At 60.7% G+C, this 18,300-nt stretch carries 14 protein-coding genes; 8 read left to right on the top strand and 6 right to left on the bottom strand.

Features of this window, described 5'->3' with window-relative positions; genetic code table 11:
- The first annotated feature begins 2 nt into the window (after positions 1-2).
- The 6 genes from RTCIAT899_RS26775 (at position 3) to RTCIAT899_RS26750 (ending at position 8,219) form a co-directional block, all read left to right on the top strand.
- Complete coding sequence (locus tag RTCIAT899_RS26775) at positions 3-2,060, top strand: acetate--CoA ligase family protein (RefSeq protein WP_015342963.1); 2,058 nt, start codon at positions 3-5, stop codon at positions 2,058-2,060.
- A 6-nt stretch (positions 2,061-2,066) separates the two neighbouring features.
- On the top strand, positions 2,067-2,849 hold the full coding sequence (locus RTCIAT899_RS26770; RefSeq protein WP_015342962.1) for a carnitinyl-CoA dehydratase: 783 nt from the start codon (positions 2,067-2,069) through the stop codon (positions 2,847-2,849).
- 126 nt (positions 2,850-2,975) lie between these two features.
- Positions 2,976-4,565 carry an ABC transporter substrate-binding protein gene (locus RTCIAT899_RS26765; RefSeq protein WP_015342961.1) on the top strand — a complete coding sequence of 530 codons (1,590 nt, stop codon included), beginning with the start codon at positions 2,976-2,978 and terminating at the stop codon, positions 4,563-4,565.
- Positions 4,566-4,763: 198 nt separating this feature from the next.
- Positions 4,764-5,771, top strand: a complete 1,008-nt coding sequence (locus RTCIAT899_RS26760; protein ID WP_015342960.1) for an ABC transporter permease — start codon at positions 4,764-4,766, stop codon at positions 5,769-5,771.
- Positions 5,768-6,595, top strand: coding sequence for an ABC transporter permease (locus tag RTCIAT899_RS26755; RefSeq protein WP_015342959.1), 828 nt, complete (start codon positions 5,768-5,770; stop codon positions 6,593-6,595). The genes RTCIAT899_RS26760 and RTCIAT899_RS26755 overlap by 4 nt, the downstream gene beginning before the upstream one ends.
- Positions 6,588-8,219 carry an ABC transporter ATP-binding protein gene (locus RTCIAT899_RS26750; protein ID WP_015342958.1) on the top strand — a complete coding sequence of 544 codons (1,632 nt, stop codon included), beginning with the start codon at positions 6,588-6,590 and terminating at the stop codon, positions 8,217-8,219. The genes RTCIAT899_RS26755 and RTCIAT899_RS26750 overlap by 8 nt, the downstream gene beginning before the upstream one ends.
- Positions 8,220-8,246: 27 nt before the next feature.
- Here RTCIAT899_RS26750 and RTCIAT899_RS26745 read toward each other — a convergent pair whose 3' ends face one another.
- Together RTCIAT899_RS26745 and RTCIAT899_RS26740 are read right to left on the bottom strand one after the other, a co-directional pair.
- Entirely contained in the window at positions 8,247-9,356 is a 1,110-nt protein-coding gene (locus tag RTCIAT899_RS26745; protein ID WP_015342957.1) for a thioesterase domain-containing protein, read from the bottom strand.
- A gap of 163 nt (positions 9,357-9,519) precedes the next feature.
- On the bottom strand, positions 9,520-10,305 hold the full coding sequence (locus RTCIAT899_RS26740) for a helix-turn-helix domain-containing protein (RefSeq protein ID WP_015342956.1): 786 nt from the start codon (positions 10,303-10,305) through the stop codon (positions 9,520-9,522).
- Between the two features lie 122 nt (positions 10,306-10,427).
- Here RTCIAT899_RS26740 and RTCIAT899_RS26735 point away from each other — a divergent pair, with 122 nt between their 5' ends.
- Positions 10,428-12,008, top strand: coding sequence for an ABC transporter substrate-binding protein (locus tag RTCIAT899_RS26735; protein WP_015342955.1), 1,581 nt, complete (start codon positions 10,428-10,430; stop codon positions 12,006-12,008).
- A gap of 21 nt (positions 12,009-12,029) precedes the next feature.
- On the top strand, positions 12,030-14,033 hold the full coding sequence (locus RTCIAT899_RS26730; RefSeq protein WP_015342954.1) for a CocE/NonD family hydrolase: 2,004 nt from the start codon (positions 12,030-12,032) through the stop codon (positions 14,031-14,033).
- A gap of 1 nt (position 14,034) precedes the next feature.
- Here RTCIAT899_RS26730 and RTCIAT899_RS26725 read toward each other — a convergent pair whose 3' ends face one another.
- The 4 genes from RTCIAT899_RS26725 to RTCIAT899_RS26710 form a co-directional block, all read right to left on the bottom strand.
- Complete coding sequence (locus RTCIAT899_RS26725) at positions 14,035-14,955, bottom strand: alpha/beta hydrolase (RefSeq protein WP_041678193.1); 921 nt, start codon at positions 14,953-14,955, stop codon at positions 14,035-14,037.
- A 434-nt stretch (positions 14,956-15,389) separates the two neighbouring features.
- Positions 15,390-15,791 carry a (R)-mandelonitrile lyase gene (locus tag RTCIAT899_RS26720; protein ID WP_041678403.1) on the bottom strand — a complete coding sequence of 134 codons (402 nt, stop codon included), beginning with the start codon at positions 15,789-15,791 and terminating at the stop codon, positions 15,390-15,392.
- A gap of 135 nt (positions 15,792-15,926) precedes the next feature.
- Positions 15,927-17,558: an FGGY-family carbohydrate kinase gene (locus RTCIAT899_RS26715; protein WP_015342950.1), complete on the bottom strand. Its 1,632-nt coding sequence runs from the start codon at positions 17,556-17,558 to the stop codon at positions 15,927-15,929.
- Entirely contained in the window at positions 17,558-18,286 is a 729-nt protein-coding gene (locus RTCIAT899_RS26710) for an SDR family oxidoreductase (RefSeq protein ID WP_041678402.1), read from the bottom strand. Before RTCIAT899_RS26710 ends, RTCIAT899_RS26715 begins: the two co-directional genes overlap by 1 nt.
- Between the last annotated feature and the right edge of the window lie 14 nt (positions 18,287-18,300).

The following is an 18,300-nucleotide window of genomic DNA, read 5'->3' as shown; positions in this document are numbered from 1 at the left end:
CCATGACCCAGCGCTCGCTCGACCGCCTCATTCGCCCCAGAACGATCGCCGTCTTCGGCGGCAGAGAGGCCCGGCGCGTCATTGAGCAATGCGACCGCATGGGGTTCGCCGGCGAGATCTGGCCCGTGCATCCGACACAGGAAAGCGTCCTCGGTCGCCGCTGCTACCGGTCGGTTGCCGGCCTGCCTGACGCGCCGGACGCCGCCTTCGTCGGCGTCAACCGGACGCTCACCGTCGATATTGTTCGTGATCTCGCAGCCAGAGGCGCCGGCGGCGCCGTCTGCTACGCTTCCGGCTTCAGCGAGGCCGTGGCGGAACTGACAGACGGGGCGGATCTGCAGCGCGCGCTCGTCGAAGCCGCCGGCACCATGCCGATCGTCGGCCCGAACTGCTATGGCATGATCAACGGCCTGGATGGCGCCCTGCTTTGGCCGGACCAGCACGGCATCGTCAGAACCGAGCGCGGCGTTGCCATCCTCACACAATCTTCCAATATCGCCATCAATCTCAGCATGCAGAGGCGCGGCCTGCCCATCAGCTATCTGATGACGGCGGGCAACCAGGCGCAGACCGGCCTCTCGGATCTCGCCCGCGCCGTCCTTGAAGACCGGCGTGTCACGGCTGTGGGACTGCATATTGAAGGCTTCGGCGATATCAGGGCGCTGGAAGCACTCGCCATACGCGCCCGTGAATTGAAGAAGCCCGTCGTCGCGCTGAAGGTCGGAAAATCCGAACAGGCGCAGCGCGCCACCGTCTCGCATACGGCCTCGCTTGCCGGCAGCGACGCGGTGGCAGACGCCGTTCTCAATCGCCTCGGCATCGGCCGCGTCGCGACTTTGCCGGAGCTGATCGAAACGCTGAAACTCCTGCATGTTGCCGGCCCTCTCGAAAGCGATGCGATCTCCTCGATGAGCTGTTCGGGCGGCGAGGCATCGCTGATGGCCGATGCCGCCGTCGGCCGGACTATCGAGTTCCGTGCGTTGAAACCCGAACAGCTGCCCGCCTTGCGCGCAAGCCTCGGCCCGATGGTGACGCTCTCCAACCCCCTCGATTACCACACCTTCGTCTGGGGTGATCTGGCCCGACAGACGGAGGCCTTCAGCGCGATGTTCGCAGGCGGCTATGCCCTCAATCTCCTCGTGCTTGATTTCCCGCGTGAGGATCGTTGTGATGGCGCCGACTGGATGATTACGGTCTCGGCCGTTGCCGCAGCCGCGAAGCAGACGGGGGCTATCGCCGGCATTCTGGCGACGCTGCCGGAAAACATGCCGGAAGCGATCGCTGAGCAATTGTTCCAAGCCGGCATCGTGCCGCTCTGCGGCATCAGCGAAGCGCTGGCGGCGGCAGATGTTGCCAGCGGGATTGCCGATGCCTGGAGAAAGCCGCAACCATTGCCGCTCGTTAACGCCTCCATTGCCGAAGGCGAGGTCGAGACCCTGAACGAAGCCGCCGCCAAGGCAGAGCTTACCGCGGCCGGCCTCGCCGTCCCGCGGGGTCATACTGCTGCCACAGCAAACGAAGCGGCCGGGTGCGCGGAGCAACTCGGCTTCCCCGTTGCACTCAAGGCGCTTGGCGTCGAGCACAAGTCCGATGTCGGCGCCGTCAAGCTCAACCTATGGGATAGAAATGCCGTCAGGGATGCAGCGGAAGGCATGGCTGCGGTCGCTCGTGGATTCCTCGTCGAACGGATGGTCGACCGTCCTATCGCCGAGCTCATCGTCGGCGCGGTCCGCGATCCGGTCGTCGGCCTGACGCTAACCGTTGGCGCGGGCGGAATTCTCGTGGAATTGCTTGAGGATTCCGTCGTTTTGCCGCTCCCCGTGACGAAAGCCGAGGTTCTTGAGCGGATTTCGCGGCTGAAGGTTCGCAAATTGATCGAAGGCTATCGCGGTGGCGCGGCAAGCAGCCTGGAGATTGTAGCCGACGCCGTCCTATCAGCGGCAGAATATGTCGTAACGAACGCCGCACATCTTGAAGAACTAGACATTAATCCATTGATGGTCCTAGCAGAATCCCGAGGCGTTGTTGCTGCGGATGCTCTCATCCGGCGAAGGAGGTAGCGGAAGTTGCAAGACCCCATTCGAACCCGCTCCGAAGACGGCATCCTCGAGGTCATCATCGACCGGCCTAAGGCGAATTCCATCGATCTCGCGACCAGCCGCAAGATGGGACTGATCTTCCGCGACTTTCGCGACAACCCGGATCTGCGCGTCGCCATCGTCACCGGCGCCGGCGAGAAATTCTTTTCCGCCGGCTGGGATTTGAAGGCGGCCGCCGATGGCGACGCGGTTGACGGCGACTATGGCGTCGGCGGTTTCGGCGGCATGCAGGAACTCCGCGACCTCAACAAGCCGATCATCTGCGCCGTCAACGGCATCTGTTGCGGCGGTGGGCTGGAGATTGCGCTCTCCGCCGATCTAATCATCGCCGCCCCGCATGCGACCTTCGCCTTGCCCGAGATCCGCTCCGGCACCGTCGCTGATGCAGCATCGATCAAGCTGCCGAAGCGCATTCCCTATCATATCGCCATGGACATGCTGCTGACTGGCCGCTGGCTCAATGTCGAAGAGGCGCATCGCTGGGGCTTCGTCAACGAGATCGTAATCGCCGACAGGCTGATGGACAGGGCCTGGGAACTCGCCCGTCTGCTCGCAAGCGGGCCGCCGCTGGTCTATGCAGCAATCAAGGAAATCGTTCGCGAGGCGGAGGGTTCGACGTTTCAGACTGCCATGAACAAGATCACCAAACGGCAGTTCGCAACCGTCGACCTCCTCTATTCGAGCGAAGATCAATTGGAAGGCGCACGGGCTTTTGCGGAGAAGCGAGCCCCCATCTGGAAAGGAAGGTAGAGGCGGCGGCAACCGCTGAATTTCCCGCATGCTCACGGGCGACAGGCTTCAGGCGGAAGAGGAACCGTGACCTGAGGTGGCTTGCTCGATAGCTTTGTCAACACGGCAAGAAGAAGGAACAGGGGAATGAACGACTATACGAAATATCTTGCAGGCCGCGTCACCGCGGGTGGTCTCAGCCGCCGCGAATTCATGGGACGCGCAATGGCAGCGGGCGTGACTTTGACGCTCGCCGACAAACTCTTCACCGAAAGTGCAATGGCGGCCGAACCGAAGCGCGGCGGTCATCTGAAACTTGGCCTTGAAGGCGGTGCTGCGACCGATTCAAAAGACCCGGCAAAATTCCTGTCGCAGGTCATGTTCTGCATCGGCCGCTGCTGGGGTGACATGCTGGTGGAATCCCATCCGCTGACGGGTGCCGCCGTTCCGTCGCTCGCAGAATCCTGGGAGCCGTCGAAAGATGCCGCCACCTGGACCTTCAAGATCCGCAAGGGCGTCAAGTTTCACAACGGCAAGGAACTGACGATCGACGACGTGGTCGCCACGCTCAAGCGCCATACCGATGCGAAATCGGAATCGGGCGCGCTCGGCGTCGTGAAGTCGATCAAGGAGATCAAGGCCGACGGCGACAACCTCGTCCTGACGCTGACCGAAGGCAACGCCGACTTGCCGTTGCTCCTGACCGACTATCACCTCGTCATCCAGCCGAATGGCGGCTATGACGATCCGCTCGCCTCGATCGGCACCGGTCCCTACAAGCAGGTCAGCTTCGAGCCCGGCGTGCGCGCCACATTCGAGCGCAACAAGGACGACTGGCGTACCGACCGCGGCTTCGTCGACAGCATCGAAATCATCTGCATGAACGATGCCACAGCCCGTATCGCGGCGCTCTCATCCGGCCAGGTCCATTACATCAACCGCGTCGACCCGAAGACCGTGGATCTTTTGAAGCGTGCTCCGAACGTCGAGATTCTGGCCACCGCCGGCCGCGGCCATTATGTCTTCATCATGCATTGTGACAAGGCGCCCTTTGACAACAACGACCTGCGTCTGGCGCTGAAATACGCCATGGATCGCGAGACCATGGTCAAGAAGATCCTCGGCGGCTACGGCAAAGTCGGTAACGACTTCCCGATCAACAGCACCTATGCGCTCTTCCCCGAAGGGATAGAGCAGCGCAAATACGATCCCGACAAGGCCGCCTTCCACTACAAGAAGTCCGGTCACAGTGGTTCCGTGCTGCTTCGCACGTCGGAAGTGGCCTTCCCCGGCGCGGTCGATGCGGCCGTTCTCTATCAGGAAAGCTGCAAGAAGGCTGGCATCAACATCGAGGTCAAGCGCGAGCCGGGCGATGGCTACTGGACGAATGTCTGGAACGTTCAGCCCTTCTCCACCTCCTATTGGGGCGGACGACCGACGCAGGACCAGATGTATTCCACCGCCTATCTTTCGACGGCGGACTGGAACGACACGCGCTTCAAGCGACCCGACTTCGACAAGCTTCTGCTTCAGGCCCGCTCCGAACTGGACGAAGCCAAGCGCAAGGAGCTCTACCGCGCCATGGCGATGATGGTGCGCGACGAAGGCGGCGTCATCCTGCCGATGTTCAACGATTTCGTGAACGCCTCCACCAAGCAGGTGAAGGGCTACGTTCACGATATCGGCAACGACATGTCGAACGGCTACGTCGCGACCCGCGTCTGGCTCGACGCCTGACGCCCGAATCCGGGCGAAACCGCCCTCATCTCCGACGCAGCCGGGACCGCGAAAGCCCTTCGCGGTCCTCCCGACGTTTCAGGCAATCCCCGGAAAATTGCTTAGCTGCTTTCCGTCCGGAATTGCGTAAGACAACAAGATCGAGCGGCTCAACGATTCCCTGAAACATGGAACCGCTCCAAGTGCGAGGCATCGGCCATGTCCAATCTGCCCCCCGGCACCGTTCTGCCCGGGCTGAGGTTCAAGCAGCGTTTTCCGCTGCTGTCCCTCATCATCGAGCGTTGCGTGCTCAGTATCATCCTGCTGTTTGCGGTCTCCGTCCTGATCTTCGGCGGGCTCGAAGCCCTGCCCGGCGATTTCGCCACCACCTATCTCGGCCAGTCGGCAACGCCGCAGGCTGTCGCCAATATCCGCGAGGAGCTCGGTCTCAACCGGCCCGTCGTGACCCGCTATGTGGAATGGCTGGGCAACGCGGTTAAGGGCGATTTCGGCACCTCCTGGGCGAGCAAGAATTCCGTCGGCGAGCAAATCGGCAAGCGCCTCGGCAACTCGCTGTTTCTGGCAGGCTTTGCCGCCCTGATCTCCGTGCCGCTGGCGGTCTCCCTGGGCATGCTCGCCGTCCACTACAGGAACCGCATGCCGGACAAGATCATCAACGTCATCTCATTGGCGGCGATCTCGCTGCCGGAATTCTTCATCGGCTATCTCCTCATCATGTTCTTCTCCGTGAAATTCGGCATCGCCACCTTTCCGGCGACGGTGTTCGACGGCATGGGCTTCGTCGACCGGCTGAAGGCGATCGCACTCCCGACCGCGACTCTGGTTCTCGTCGTGCTCGCGCATATGATGCGCATGACGCGGGCGGCCATCCTCTCCGTGATGTCGTCGGCCTATATGGAAACGGCCGAGCTGAAGGGCCTCTCCGCCTTCCGCGCCATCGTCAAGCACGCCGCGCCCAATGCGCTGGCGCCGATCATCAACGTCATCGCGCTGAACCTTGCCTATCTCATCGTCGGCGTTGTCGTCGTCGAAGTCGTCTTCGTCTATCCCGGCATGGGTCAGTACATGGTCGACGCCGTAACGGTACGCGACATGCCTGTGGTCCAGGCCTGCGGCCTGATCTTTGCCGCCGTCTACATCTTCCTCAACATGACGGCCGACATTCTCGCCATCGTCGCCAATCCGCGTCTGAGGCATCCACGATGAGATTGAGAGATATCCCCATCACCGCCTGGATCGGCATCATCGGTATCCTGATCGCCTTCATCTGCGCGATCTTCGCCCCCTGGATCGCCCCTTACGGCGAAACGGAAGTCGTCGGCAATGTCTGGCAGCCCGCCGATGCGCAATATTTCTTCGGCCTCGACAATCTCGGCCGCGATATCCTGTCGCGTCTGATCTACGGCACCCGCACGACCCTCTTCGTCGCGCTGGCGGCGACGATTATCTCCTTCTCGCTCGGCATCATCCTGAGCTTCACCGCCGCCGTCTCGCGTGGATGGATCGACATGGTCTTCTCGCGCTTCAACGACCTGATGATGTCGATCCCGACGCTGATCTTCGCGCTCGTCGTTCTGGCCGTCCTGCCGCAGAACCTGATCGTGCTGATCCTCGTCATGGCCATCCTCGATTCCACCCGCGTCTATCGCCTCGGCCGCGCCGTGGCGCTCGATGTCGCAGTCATGGAATTCGTGGAGGCCGCCAAGCTTCGCGGCGAAGGCAAGATCTGGATCATCTTCCGCGAGATTCTGCCGAATACGCTGTCGCCGCTGCTGGCGGAATTCGGGCTGCGCTTTGCCTTCTCGATCCTCTTCCTCTCCACGCTCTCCTTTCTCGGCCTCGGCATCCAGCCGCCGGCGGCCGACTGGGGCGGCATGGTGAAGGACAACAAGGACGGCATCATCTTCGGCATCTCTGCCGCGCTCGTGCCGGGCTCCGCCATTGCGGCGCTGGCAATCTGTGTCAATCTGGTGGTCGACTGGCTCTTGCGGCGCACCTCCAGCCTCAAGGGAGGGCGTGGCGATGCCTGAGCTTCTTTCCGTTCGCGGTCTCAAGATCGAGGCGACCAGCTATCCACCGGGCGAGCCGCCGAAGCGCGTCACCATCGTCGATGGCGTCTCCTTCGATCTGCAGAAAGGCAAAGTCCTTGGCCTGATCGGCGAGTCCGGCGCCGGCAAGTCCACTATCGGCCTCTCCGCCCTCGCCTATGGCCGCGGCGGTGCGGAAATTACCGGCGGCCAGGTATTGCTCGATGGCGCAGACATTCTGCCGCTCGGCAAATCCGGCATCCGCAGGATTCGCGGCGCGCGGGTCTGTTATGTCGCCCAATCGGCCGCTGCCGCCTTCAATCCGGCGCATCGGCTGGGCGATCAGGTGATCGAAGCAACTGTCAAGCATCGCCTGATGTCGAAGGAAGAAGCAAGAACGCGCGCCCTCTATCTCTTCCGGGTGCTTGGCTTGCCCAATCCGGAAACCTTCGGGGACCGCTATCCGCATCAGGTCTCCGGCGGCCAGCTGCAACGCGCCATGACCGCTATGGCGCTCTGCTCCAATCCCGAACTGATCGTCTTCGACGAACCGACGACCGCGCTCGACGTCACCACGCAGATCGACGTGCTCGCGGCAATCAAGCATGCGATAGAGGAAACGCATACGGCTGCGCTTTACATCACCCATGACCTTGCCGTCGTCGCCCAGATTTCAGACGACATCATGGTGTTGAGGCATGGCAAGACGGTGGAATATGGCAGCGTCCAGCAGATCATCGAGGAGCCGCGGCAGGATTATACCCGCGCCCTCGTCAACGTTCGCCAGGAGGCACGTGCCGAAGCCGCCGATCAGACGGGTGCGCTTTTGAAAGTCGAGAATATCAGCGCGCAATACTCGAATGGTTTCAAGGTATTGCACGATGTTTCTCTACACGTTCCTAAAGGCCAGACATTGGCGGTGGTCGGCGAGTCCGGCTCCGGAAAATCGACGCTTGCGCGCGTGATTACCGGCCTCCTGCCGCCGAGCGACGGGCGGATTTCCTTCGACGGCAAGCCGCTGACGCCTGCCTTGAAAGACCGTTCGCGGCAAGAGCTGCGGCGTATCCAGCTGATCTACCAGATGGCCGATACGGCGATGAACCCGCGCCAGACCGTGCGCGATATCATTGGTCGTCCGCTGACCTTCTATGACGGCCTGCGTGGCGCGGCAAAGACGGCGCGCGTGAAAGAGCTGCTGGATCAGATCGAGATGGGTAACGGTTTCATCGACCGCTATCCGGCCGAGCTTTCGGGCGGCCAGAAACAGCGCGTCGCCATCGCCAGAGCGCTTGCGGCCAAGCCGGAACTCATTCTTTGCGATGAGCCGACATCGGCACTCGATCCGCTGGTTGCCGAAGGCATTCTGAAACTGCTCTTGAAGCTACAGGAAGAGGCGCATCTCTCCTACGTCTTCATCACCCACGATATCGCCATCGTTCGCGCCATCGCAGACAGTGTCGCGGTGATGCATCGCGGCAAGCTCGTCCGCTTCGGCCCGAAATCGCAAGCGCTTTCGCCGCCCTTCGACGATTATACCGACTTGCTGCTGAAATCCGTGCCGGAAATGGAGATCGGGTGGCTGGAGCGCGTGCTAACGACGCGGAAGATGGAGAGCGCCGGCAATTGAGCGCTGGATTATTTCGATCCCGTGGGCTCAGCGCGTAAGGCGCGCGCTGAGTTCGCGCGCGAGCGTACCGGCGTTGCGGCCGACGATCATGCTCTGGTGGTTGCCGGAAACATCGATCCAGTCGGCATGCGCAAGAAAGCGTCCCCATATGGTCTTCGGATCGCAATCGACCGGTGAGCCTTGCAGGCTGCGGTAGAAGGTCAATTCGCCGTCGTAACGGTTTGGTCTATAAAGGCCTTTCATGCGCAGAAGTTGTCTGGCAGCCACATCGTAAAGCGGAGGATAATCCCCCATCCATTGCGGCGCCAGTTCCGGATAATATGCCGTGCGGGGGTCGGCGTAGCGAAAAGAAAGTGGTTTCAGTTTCTTTGCGAGGAATTCCCGTCGCTCGGTCGTCGGCCTATTGGCCTGGATTGATGTTCGATGGCGTGGTTGAGGATCGGTCTTCCTCAGATTCTTCTTTCGGGTATGAGCTCGCCTCCAGCGTTGCCACATGAAGCTGCCCCAGGTCATCAGCGGCCATTCTTGCTCGCCCAAGGGGGTATCGAGCATCCCGAGGAACGCGATCTTTTGCCCTTGTGCCTTCAATGCACGCGCAAGCTCCAAGGCAAAAACACCGCCGAAAGAATAGCCGAGCAATCGATAGGGTCCGTCAATCCCGGCTGCCTGCAACGCTTTCAGCGTGCTTTGAACCTCGTCTTCCACCGTTGCCGGATGGTGACGATCGCGGTTGAAGGCCGTCAATGCCACGCCGAGAATAGGCCCGGGAAAGCGGATTTCCTTGATGAGTTGCTGCATTTCCAGGAAGCAGCTTGCTCCACCGGCAAATAGCAGCAGGGGTGCACGACCTTCTCCGCCTCGGAGCTCTATGATTTTCGGCGAGACAGAGAGATCTTCGTGATTGGAAATTGCAAGGCTGAGGGCATCAAGGGTGCGATGACGATAGAAGACATTGACATCCAGCTCCTCGCCGGTTTCGCTCCACAAATGCTTGATGAAATTCAAGACACGGTTGACTGAGACAGCTTCGGGAATGTCTGCGTCGTCGCGCAAATCAACCTTTGCTTCCTGGCGAAACAGGTCACTGACATAGGTATGAGGGCTGGGATCTGCACCCGTTCTCGCAGAGAAAAGCATCTAACCGCCCCCGAATATCAAAGCATGTGCCGCCAACCTCAAGATAGACTGCAATCTTATAAATCGACCCTTAATATATTCTGTAAAAGCACAACTTTCTATTGTATTTGGGAGTTTTCGCCCTTGAACGGCCGAAGACTAACCAAACCAGGCAATCGGCTCCTCAATATTCTGCCGGCACCGCATATACTTCTGCGGATGGATCGGCGAGGAATGAGCGCACCGTCGGCGGCAGCCGGCGCGACGATAGCGGCAGAGGTCCGCAGCGCGAGAGAAGTTCACGAAGATCCGGCTCGGTGCCGACATGGCGCCAGATCATCCGCGACGCATAAGGGAGGTTTTCCTTTCGCCAGGAAACTCCCATCGTCGTCCCGCGCAGATAGACGCGCTGATACTCGTCGAATGGCAGGAGGATCGTCTGTGACAGTATGGGATTCGGGCCGACCACACGCTCGGTAATGAAGATCCGGTTTCGATAGAAGGCTGCCAAACCCACATATTTGGAAAACTGCTGGATGCCGTTTCCAGGGTCACGCAGACGCTCCATCGATTTGACATGCATCAGCCCACCCTGCTCGATAATGCGACTGCAGGAACAGACAACCATTCCAGGCCAGGACGGTGAGCGATGGTAGGTCTGGAAATAGCCGATATGGCGCCGGAGCGCGGTTAGATCTCCGGGGAACGCCTTTAACAATTCGGAACTTTGATTGAGGTCCAGGGCCGGTTTGCGAAGCCGCTCGCGAAAGAGCATGGGAGCGAGACCAAAGTCGGCTGCGTCGAGATCGAAGTACTTGGCTATACGCGCGAGATTATGGGCAGACGGCCGCGTCTGACCGTTGATATATCGGTTGAATTGTTGCCGGTTGATGTCGATTGCACGGCACAGCTGCGAAATGGAACGTTGCGTTGCGCAGGCAATTTTGAGGTTCTCGGCCAGGTGAGGCATCCATAACTCCGTCTTGGAACGAACTAGCGTAAACTCGCTTAAAGATGCGTCAAGTCGCGAAATTGCATGAAGCAGCCTGACCTCTACGTTCCCTCCCAACAAAGTTGAAAAAGGGAACTGCAATGACGCGTGAAAAAGATCAATCATCGCCTCTGAGCATAGGCCGCCGCCACTTCCTGGGCGGTGCCGTCGCACTGGGCGCTTTGCCTGCCCTCGCCTCCGGCCTCTTGGTGCCGCACGATGCCCGCGCGCAGGAAGCAAAGCGTGGTGGCCATCTGAAGCTTGGTCTCAAAGGCGGCGCCACCAGTGACGCGCTCGATCCGGCGACCTATAGTGCCTCCGTATTGTTCGTCATTGGCCGCCTCTGGGGCGATACGCTTGTCGAATCCGACCCCAAAACCGGCGCTCCCCTACCGTCGCTGGCAACTTCCTGGACGCCGTCAGCGGATGCATCTACCTGGACCTTCAAGATCAGGAACGACGTGCAGTTTCACGACGGCAGCAAGATGACCGTTGCCGATATCGTCGCGACCCTGAAGCGACACGCGGACAAGAATTCGCAGTCGGGCGCTCTTGGGCTCATGGCCTCGATCACCGGCATCGAAGAAAAAGCGGGTGATCTTGTTCTGACGCTTTCGGAAGGCAATGCGGACCTGCCGCTCCTTCTCACCGACTACCACCTGATCATCCAGCCGAAGGGTGGCGTCGACAAGCCGGCGGCGGCCGTTGGCACCGGCCCTTACATTCTAAAAAGCTTTGAACCGGGTGTTCGCGCCACCTTCGAGAAGAACGCAAAGGATTGGCGCTCCGACCGAGGCTTTGTCAACAGCGTCGAAATCCTCGTCATCAACGATAACACCGCCCGCATTGCAGCGCTCGCCTCCGGTCAGGTCCATTTCGTCAACAATGTCGATCCGAAGACCGTACCGATGCTGCAGCGGGCACCGACCGTCGACATCCTCCGAAACGCCGGCAAAGGCTTCTACTGCTTCCTGATGCATTGCGACACGGCGCCCTTCGACAACGCCGATCTTCGTCTCGCGCTGAAATATGCCATCGATCGCCAGTCGATCCTCGACAAGGTTCTGGGCGGCTATGGAACGATCGGCAACGACTATCCAGTCAACTCCAACTATGCGCTTGCGCCGACCGATATCGAGCAGCGGCCATATGATCCGGACAAGGCCACCTTCCACTTCAAGAAGTCGGGTGTCGACCGCCCCGTTCAGTTGCTCACGTCCGATGCAGCCTTTCCGGGCGCCGTGGATGCGGCGATCCTGTTCCAGCAAAGCGCGCGCAAGGCCGGCATCACGATCGACGTCAAACGCGAGCCGGAAGACGGCTACTGGACCAATGTCTGGAACAAGCAGCCTTTCTGCGCCTCCTTCTGGGGCGGTCGTCCGACGCAGGATTCGCGCTATTCCACCTCCTACCTGTCGAACGCGGAATGGAACGATACGCGTTTCAAGCACCCCGACTTCGACAAGTTGGTGCTGCAGGCACGGTCCGAGCTCGATGAAGCCAAGCGCAAGGTGCTTTATCGACAGCTGGCGCTCACGGTGCGAGACGATGGTGGCCTGATCCTGCCCGTCTTCAACGACTACATCATGGCCTCTGCGAAAACGCTGAAGGGATATGTCGACGACATCGGCAACGATATGTCCAACGGCTACATCGGCAGCCGTGTATGGTTTAATGCCTAAAACTCTTCTGGATATATGATCATGGCCGAGCGCAGCTTCACCACCATCGAAAATCAGTGGATCACGCTGAAGGACGGAACGCGGCTTGCCGCGCGCATCTGGATGCCGGATGGCGCGGAAAGCGATCCCGTGCCTGCCGTTTTCGAGTTCCTGCCTTACCGCAAGCGCGACGGGACAAGTCCGCGTGACGAATCGACATATCCGGTCTTCGCTGCAGCCGGCATTGCCGGCGTGCGTGTCGACATCAGAGGCTCCGGCGAATCCGGCGGCGTTATCGATGGCGAATATACCGAACTGGAGCTTGCCAATGCCTGCGAGCTGATTGCCTGGATCGCAGCACAACCTTGGTCGAACGGTTCTGTCGGCATGATGGGCATTTCCTGGGGCGGCTTCAACTGCCTGCAGGTCGCGGCCCTGAAGCCCCCTGCACTGAAAGCGGTGATTTCGATCGCCTCTACGGTCGACCGTTATAATGACGACATCCACTACAAGAACGGCTGCCATCTCTCCGCCCAGCTTTCCTGGGCGGCGACCATGCTCGGCTATCAGTCTCGCTCACCCGATCCGGCCATCGTTGGTGACGATTGGCGCGATATGTGGCTGGAACGCCTGGAGCAGGAACCCTTCTTCATGGAAGAATGGCTCCAGCATCAGCGCCGCGATGACCTCTGGCGGCATGGGTCGATCTGCGAAGACTTCGCCGGCTTCGATATTCCCGCCATCGTCATCGCCGGCTGGGCTGACGGTTATCGCAACACGCCGCTGCTGGCCGTCGAAGGGCTGCGCGATAAGGCGAAGGCGCTGATTGGCCCATGGGTTCACAAATATCCGCATTTCGCTTGGCCGAAGCCGCGGGTCGATTTCCATGGAGAAGCGATTGCCTGGTGGAACCGCTGGCTGCGCGGCGAGCGCAACGGCGCCGAAGCCATGCCATCGGTGCGTGCCTATATTCTCGACGCCGCCAAACCCGCCATGCGCCGCGATTTCGACCCCGGTTTCTGGATTGCCAAGAAAGAGTGGCAGCAGCCGGAGATGCAGTGCTTCTATGTCGAGCAGTTCGGTACGCTGATGGAAGGCATGCCGATCCCGCATGCGCCGGAACATCCCGTCTATCTGCGCTCACCACTCGACACAGGCACGGCCTCGGGCGAATGGTTCACTCTGAAGCCGGACGCGGAAATGGCGATCGATCAGCGCATCGACGATGCCGGATCGCTGACCTTCCAGACCACGCCGTTGGTCGAGGATCATGATTATCTCGGCCGCCCCATCGTCACCTTGACGCTGCAGTGCGACGCCGAAACCGCCAATCTCTGCGCAAGGCTCGTCGATATCCATCCGGACGGCACGGCAACGCGCGTTTCCTTCGGCGTGCTCAATCTCGCTCATCACAACGGCAATGCTGCGCCGGAGCCGCTGAGCAAGGGGCAGCAGGTCAGAGTGACCTTAACGCTCGATGCCTGCGGCTATCGTTTCCGCAAGGGGCACCGCATCCGCCTGTCGTTGTCGACAGCCTATTGGCCGATGGTGCTGCCGCCACCGGAAGATCCGGGCCTGACGATCGATATCGCCTCCATCGGCCTTGCGTTGCCTAAGCTCGGCGCGCATGAGATCATCGACATCAAGCAGCCCGACAATCCCGATCCGCTGCCGAAGTATATCGAACATGCACCGGGATCAACGAAACGACAGGTGGTGCGCGATCTCTCGGCCGGCGTCACCCGCTATGAAATCCATGAGGATACCGGCCTTTCCGAACATCCCGGCACAGGGCTTTCCACCCGGCAGCTGCGCGAGGAGGTCTGGTCGATCGCGCCGAACGATCCATTGTCGATGTCCGGCATATCGACATGGACCTGCGACATGCGACGCCCTGGCTGGTTCGTCCGCACGGTCGCAACATCCTCGATATCCTGCACGGCGAAGGATTGGGTCATAAGTGCCTCGGTCGTTGCCTATGAGGGGGAGACCGAGATTTTCAGGAAGATATTCGAGGAGAAGCGCATCGCCCGTGACCTGATGTAGGTCAGCGCGACCCCGCAAACCGGCTTGCCGCTGCGCAGATGGCGGCAAAGCCGGCCCGCGCACCTTCGCTCATATGCCGTGCCCGTAGCCAGGCATGCACCATCTGCGGCTCCTCACGGAACCAAACCTCGACACCAGCCTGCGCCAGACGGGCCGCATAATTGCGTCCATCATCGCGCAGCGGATCGTAATGGGCCACGGTAATAAAGGTGGGCGGAAGGCCAGCTAGAGACGACAAAGCAAGCGGCCCCGAGACCGGATCGCCTTCCGGCGCCTGCAGAATAGTGCGGTAATAGGCGACATCGGCCGTCGTGAGGCCTAGCGCCTCGGCCATCTCCTCATAGGAACCCGAGACGAGATCGCCGCCGAGTGCGGGATAGATCAAGATCTGGCCGACAATCCCCGAAAGCCCCTCGGCTTGCGCCCGCACCGCCAATCCAGCCGCCAGATTACCGCCGGCACTGTCGCCGATCAGCACGACCGACTTCCTCTCGGCAAGCAGCTGTTTGAGGACGCTGAAACAGTCATCCGTTTGTGCCGGCCAGCGATATTCCGGCGCCAGCCGATAATCGACCGAGATCAGTTCAGCGCCGGCATGATCGGCGATCTCGGCGCAGATGGCATGATGGCTCTCGAGCGAGCCGACGACGAAGCCGCCACCGTGGAGATAGAGCAGGTTCGTTGCCGTGCGGATATTGGCGGGCTTGTAATGCCTGACGGGAATCGTTCCGGATACAAGGTCATCTCTGGTCTGCATGCCCTTCGGCAAAGGGCGATCGAAGCGCGCGCATAATGCGTCATACCATTGGCGCTGCTGTGCGATGGAGGCCGCAACCGCATCCGGCGGATAGAAAGAATCGCAAATCTCCATGAACTGCAAGATGCCTGCCTCGCTCGGCATAGGACGCTCAGCAGAGGTCATCGGATATCCTCGATTCGTGCCATTGGATCGAAACTACGCGGCGATGCAACCGAACGCTTATCTGCCTACGGCCAGCACCGCTGCGATGGCGACATCTGCCTGATTGCGTCGAGTTCAATCGGGCACAAATACGCTGCTCGACAGCAGGAAAAAACCCGTCGGCATCTGCATGCATTGCGCATTGGACCATGTGAGCATTGCAAGCGCGAGAGCTGCGCCAATCACAAGCCGAAGCATGATATTTCCCCATCCGTGTTGCTGCCATCGCGAGGTCAGTGCCGTCGCGGGGCATTCGATCGTTAGGCCGGCGCCGTCGAAGCGGCAGAGTTCCGTCTGTACTGACCTCGTGCGGCCGACTTATGGCCAAGCCATGGCAAGCGTTAGGTGCTCGCGAGCGATCCGCTCGATACTGGCCCGATCGCGGGGCTGGACCTTTACCTTGCCTGATATTGCTCGTCCGTCACATGCTCCAGCCAATCCACCACCTTGCCGTCGAGGTGTTCGTGGATGGCGACATGGGTCATGGCTGTCGTCGGCGAAGCGCCGTGCCAGTGCTTCTCGTCCGGTTCGAACCAGACGATATCCCCGGGGCGGATCTCCTCGACCGGGCCGCCTTCCCGCTGAACGAGACCCAGGCCAGCCGTGACGATCAAGGTCTGACCGCGCGGGTGGGTATGCCACGCAGTTCTTGCGCCGGGTTCAAACGTGACGCTGCTGGCTGCGGCTCGCCGCGCATCATTAGCCGCGAAGACCGGGTCGATGCGGACTGTACCGGTGAACCAGTCCGAAGGGCCTTTGCCGGAGGGTTGCGCACCGTTCCTCGTGATATCCATGATGACCATCCTTTCCTGCGATGAACCGTGACGGCTCGGCTGCATGAGGGCAATTTAGCCCGCAATTGACAAAGCGGTAGGGGGCCATCCGCGTATAGACTCATGAATTGGAGCAATAAATGTCGTTTCTCGCCGGACTTACGACGCCATCAAGGCCCGGATGCTGCGATCTGCCGATTGCAGCAGTTCGAAAGCTTCGTAACGCCGTGCATGCAACGCCTTGACGGCACCGTCCGCCGGCTCGAACTTCTTCGCCAGTCGCGACATGGTTGTCATGGCTTCCAAGAGCGAGCCGCAATGGCCGCCAGCCGTGGCACCGAGCATGGCTGCGCCGAGAAGAACGGGCTCTTCCGTATCGGCCACAGCGACAGGTCTGCCGGTCGTATCCGCGAGAAGCTGACGGACCAATCCGCTCTGCGCAGCACCGCCGCTCGCAATGACGAGATCGCAGGCAATGCCGTCCTTCGCCAGCTTTTCGAGCAACTGCTTGAGGCCATAGCCGATACCGCAGAGGCCGGCAACGTACAGAGCGATGAGATCGTCGATGCCTGTTTCCAACCCGAGGCCGGAGATGACGGCGCGTGCATCGGGATCGGCATAGGGTGAGCGGTTGCCGAGAAATTCGGGAACCACTTGGATGGATTGCGCGAGCTTCACGGCGTCGGACGCGTTGCCGCTCGCCTGCATGGCCTGTCGATCAAGCCAGGCGACCAGCGACAAGCCCTCGGCCTCCGCCTTCTGACGCGCCTCGCCGGACGCAGGATGCATGGTAACGAGATGATCGATCGCGGCCCCTGCCGCAGATTGGCCGCCTTCGGTCAGCCAGAGGCCGGGCACCATGGCCGAAAAATAAGGTCCCCAGACGCCATCGACGAAGATGGCCGCTTCGCTCGATGCCATCGAGCAGGCGGATGTGCCGAAGATATAGGCGAGCCTGTTCCTGACATCGGCTTTACCATCCGGTCCCTGCCCGCCAAGCGTGCCGACACCGCCGGCATGGGCATCGATGAGCGATGCGCCGACCGGCGTACCAACGACAAGGCCAAGATCGCGGGCGGCGCTTTCGTTCAAGCCCTCGCCAAGCGCCGTACCCGGCTCGACGATCTCGGTGCCGATCCGTACAAAACCTTCGTCCGCTAGCTCACCAAGACCGATATCCTTGAAATATTGGGCGTCCCAGCGCTTTTCGTGGGCCAGATAGGTCCACTTGCACGTCACCGTGCACACCGATCTCTGCAGCGAACCCGTCGCGCGCCAGGTCAGATAATCGGCAAGATCGAAGAAATGATCAGTTGCCGCAAAGGAGCGCGGCAGGTTTCGCTTCAGCCACAAAAGCTTCGGCGTCTCCATCTCCGGCGAGATGCGGCCGCCGACATAGCGCAGCACAGCATGACCTCCGGCATTGATCTCCGCCGCCTCGCCGGCCGCGCGATGATCCATCCAGACGATGATGTTGCGATTGGCGTCCCCAGACGGGCCAACGGCCACGGGCCGACCATCCACCTTGACCGCGACCAGCGAACAGGTTGCATCGAAGCCGATGCCCGAAACGTCACCGGCCGCTATCTTTGCCGTGGCGATAGCCTCTTTGACGCTATCGCAGACGGCCTTCCATATCTGCTCGCTCGATTGTTCGACGATGCTGCCAGCCCCGTGCCAGATGGTGATCGGCTGCTTGGCCGCACCAAGCAGATGACCATGCGCATCGAAAATTCCGGCCCGGGCGCTGCCGGTGCCGACATCGATGCCGATGAAATAAGGTGCCGTCATCAGAGATCCGTACTCAAGGGCAGGATCACCAGATCCCGGATTACGATGTTCCGCGGTCTCGATAGCATGAAGAGCACCGCATCCGCCACTTCGGTCGCCTCCATGAGACCGCCTGCCGCGATCGCCTCATCGAGCTTTGCCTGCGGCCAATCGCTGATCAGTGCCGTCACCACCGGCCCCGGCGCCACGGCACCCACACGGATGCCATGCTTGGCGACCTGGCGCCGCACCGTGTGCGTAAAGGCCTGAACGGCATGCTTCGAGGCCGTGTAGATCGGCTCCCAGACCACGGGCACCAGACCGGCGATCGAACTCGTCATGATGATATCGCCGGTCTTGCGCTCGATCATATGCGGCAGCACCATCCGAACGGACCGAAAGGCCGCGTTGATATTGAGGTCAAGCATCCGGTCCCAGGCATCGGGATCGCCTTCTGCAACCTCGCCGCCGATATAGGCGCCGGCATTGGCATGGAAGATGTCGAGCCTGCCGAATTTCTCCAGGATCTGCGGCATCATCGTTGCCACGCTCTCGGGCTTCAGAAGATCGACGACCACGGGATGAGCGTTCGGTCCCAATTCGGCGCAGAGGTTTTTCAGGCTGTCTTCGGCCCGGTCGACGAGGGCGACGCTGGCGCCCTCGTTCAATAGCGATTTGGCGCATTCCAGGCCAATTCCGGACGCAGCCCCAGTGATGGCGGCGACCTTGCCGGCAAAATCCTGTCTCATAGCAATCCTTACCT

Origin of the sequence: Rhizobium tropici CIAT 899 (genome assembly GCF_000330885.1) — a bacterium.
GTDB lineage: Bacteria > Pseudomonadota > Alphaproteobacteria > Rhizobiales > Rhizobiaceae > Rhizobium > Rhizobium tropici.
This window is presented reverse-complemented; position numbering and strand designations above follow the sequence as displayed.

What these genes read in the sequence shown, in the direction of transcription:
- RTCIAT899_RS26775 (WP_015342963.1), top strand. Translation starts at nt 3, where the DNA reads ATGACCCAGCGCTCGCTCGACCGCCTCATTCGCCCCAGAACGATCGCC.
- RTCIAT899_RS26765 (WP_015342961.1), top strand. Translation starts at nt 2,976, where the DNA reads ATGAACGACTATACGAAATATCTTGCAGGCCGCGTCACCGCGGGTGGT.
- RTCIAT899_RS26760 (WP_015342960.1), top strand. Translation starts at nt 4,764, where the DNA reads ATGTCCAATCTGCCCCCCGGCACCGTTCTGCCCGGGCTGAGGTTCAAG.
- RTCIAT899_RS26755 (WP_015342959.1), top strand. Translation starts at nt 5,768, where the DNA reads ATGAGATTGAGAGATATCCCCATCACCGCCTGGATCGGCATCATCGGT.
- RTCIAT899_RS26750 (WP_015342958.1), top strand. Translation starts at nt 6,588, where the DNA reads ATGCCTGAGCTTCTTTCCGTTCGCGGTCTCAAGATCGAGGCGACCAGC.
- RTCIAT899_RS26745 (WP_015342957.1), bottom strand. Translation starts at nt 9,356, where the DNA reads ATGCTTTTCTCTGCGAGAACGGGTGCAGATCCCAGCCCTCATACCTAT.
- RTCIAT899_RS26740 (WP_015342956.1), bottom strand. Translation starts at nt 10,305, where the DNA reads ATGCCTCACCTGGCCGAGAACCTCAAAATTGCCTGCGCAACGCAACGT.
- RTCIAT899_RS26735 (WP_015342955.1), top strand. Translation starts at nt 10,428, where the DNA reads ATGACGCGTGAAAAAGATCAATCATCGCCTCTGAGCATAGGCCGCCGC.
- RTCIAT899_RS26730 (WP_015342954.1), top strand. Translation starts at nt 12,030, where the DNA reads ATGGCCGAGCGCAGCTTCACCACCATCGAAAATCAGTGGATCACGCTG.
- RTCIAT899_RS26725 (WP_041678193.1), bottom strand. Translation starts at nt 14,955, where the DNA reads ATGACCTCTGCTGAGCGTCCTATGCCGAGCGAGGCAGGCATCTTGCAG.
- RTCIAT899_RS26715 (WP_015342950.1), bottom strand. Translation starts at nt 17,558, where the DNA reads ATGACGGCACCTTATTTCATCGGCATCGATGTCGGCACCGGCAGCGCC.
- RTCIAT899_RS26710 (WP_041678402.1), bottom strand. Translation starts at nt 18,286, where the DNA reads ATGAGACAGGATTTTGCCGGCAAGGTCGCCGCCATCACTGGGGCTGCG.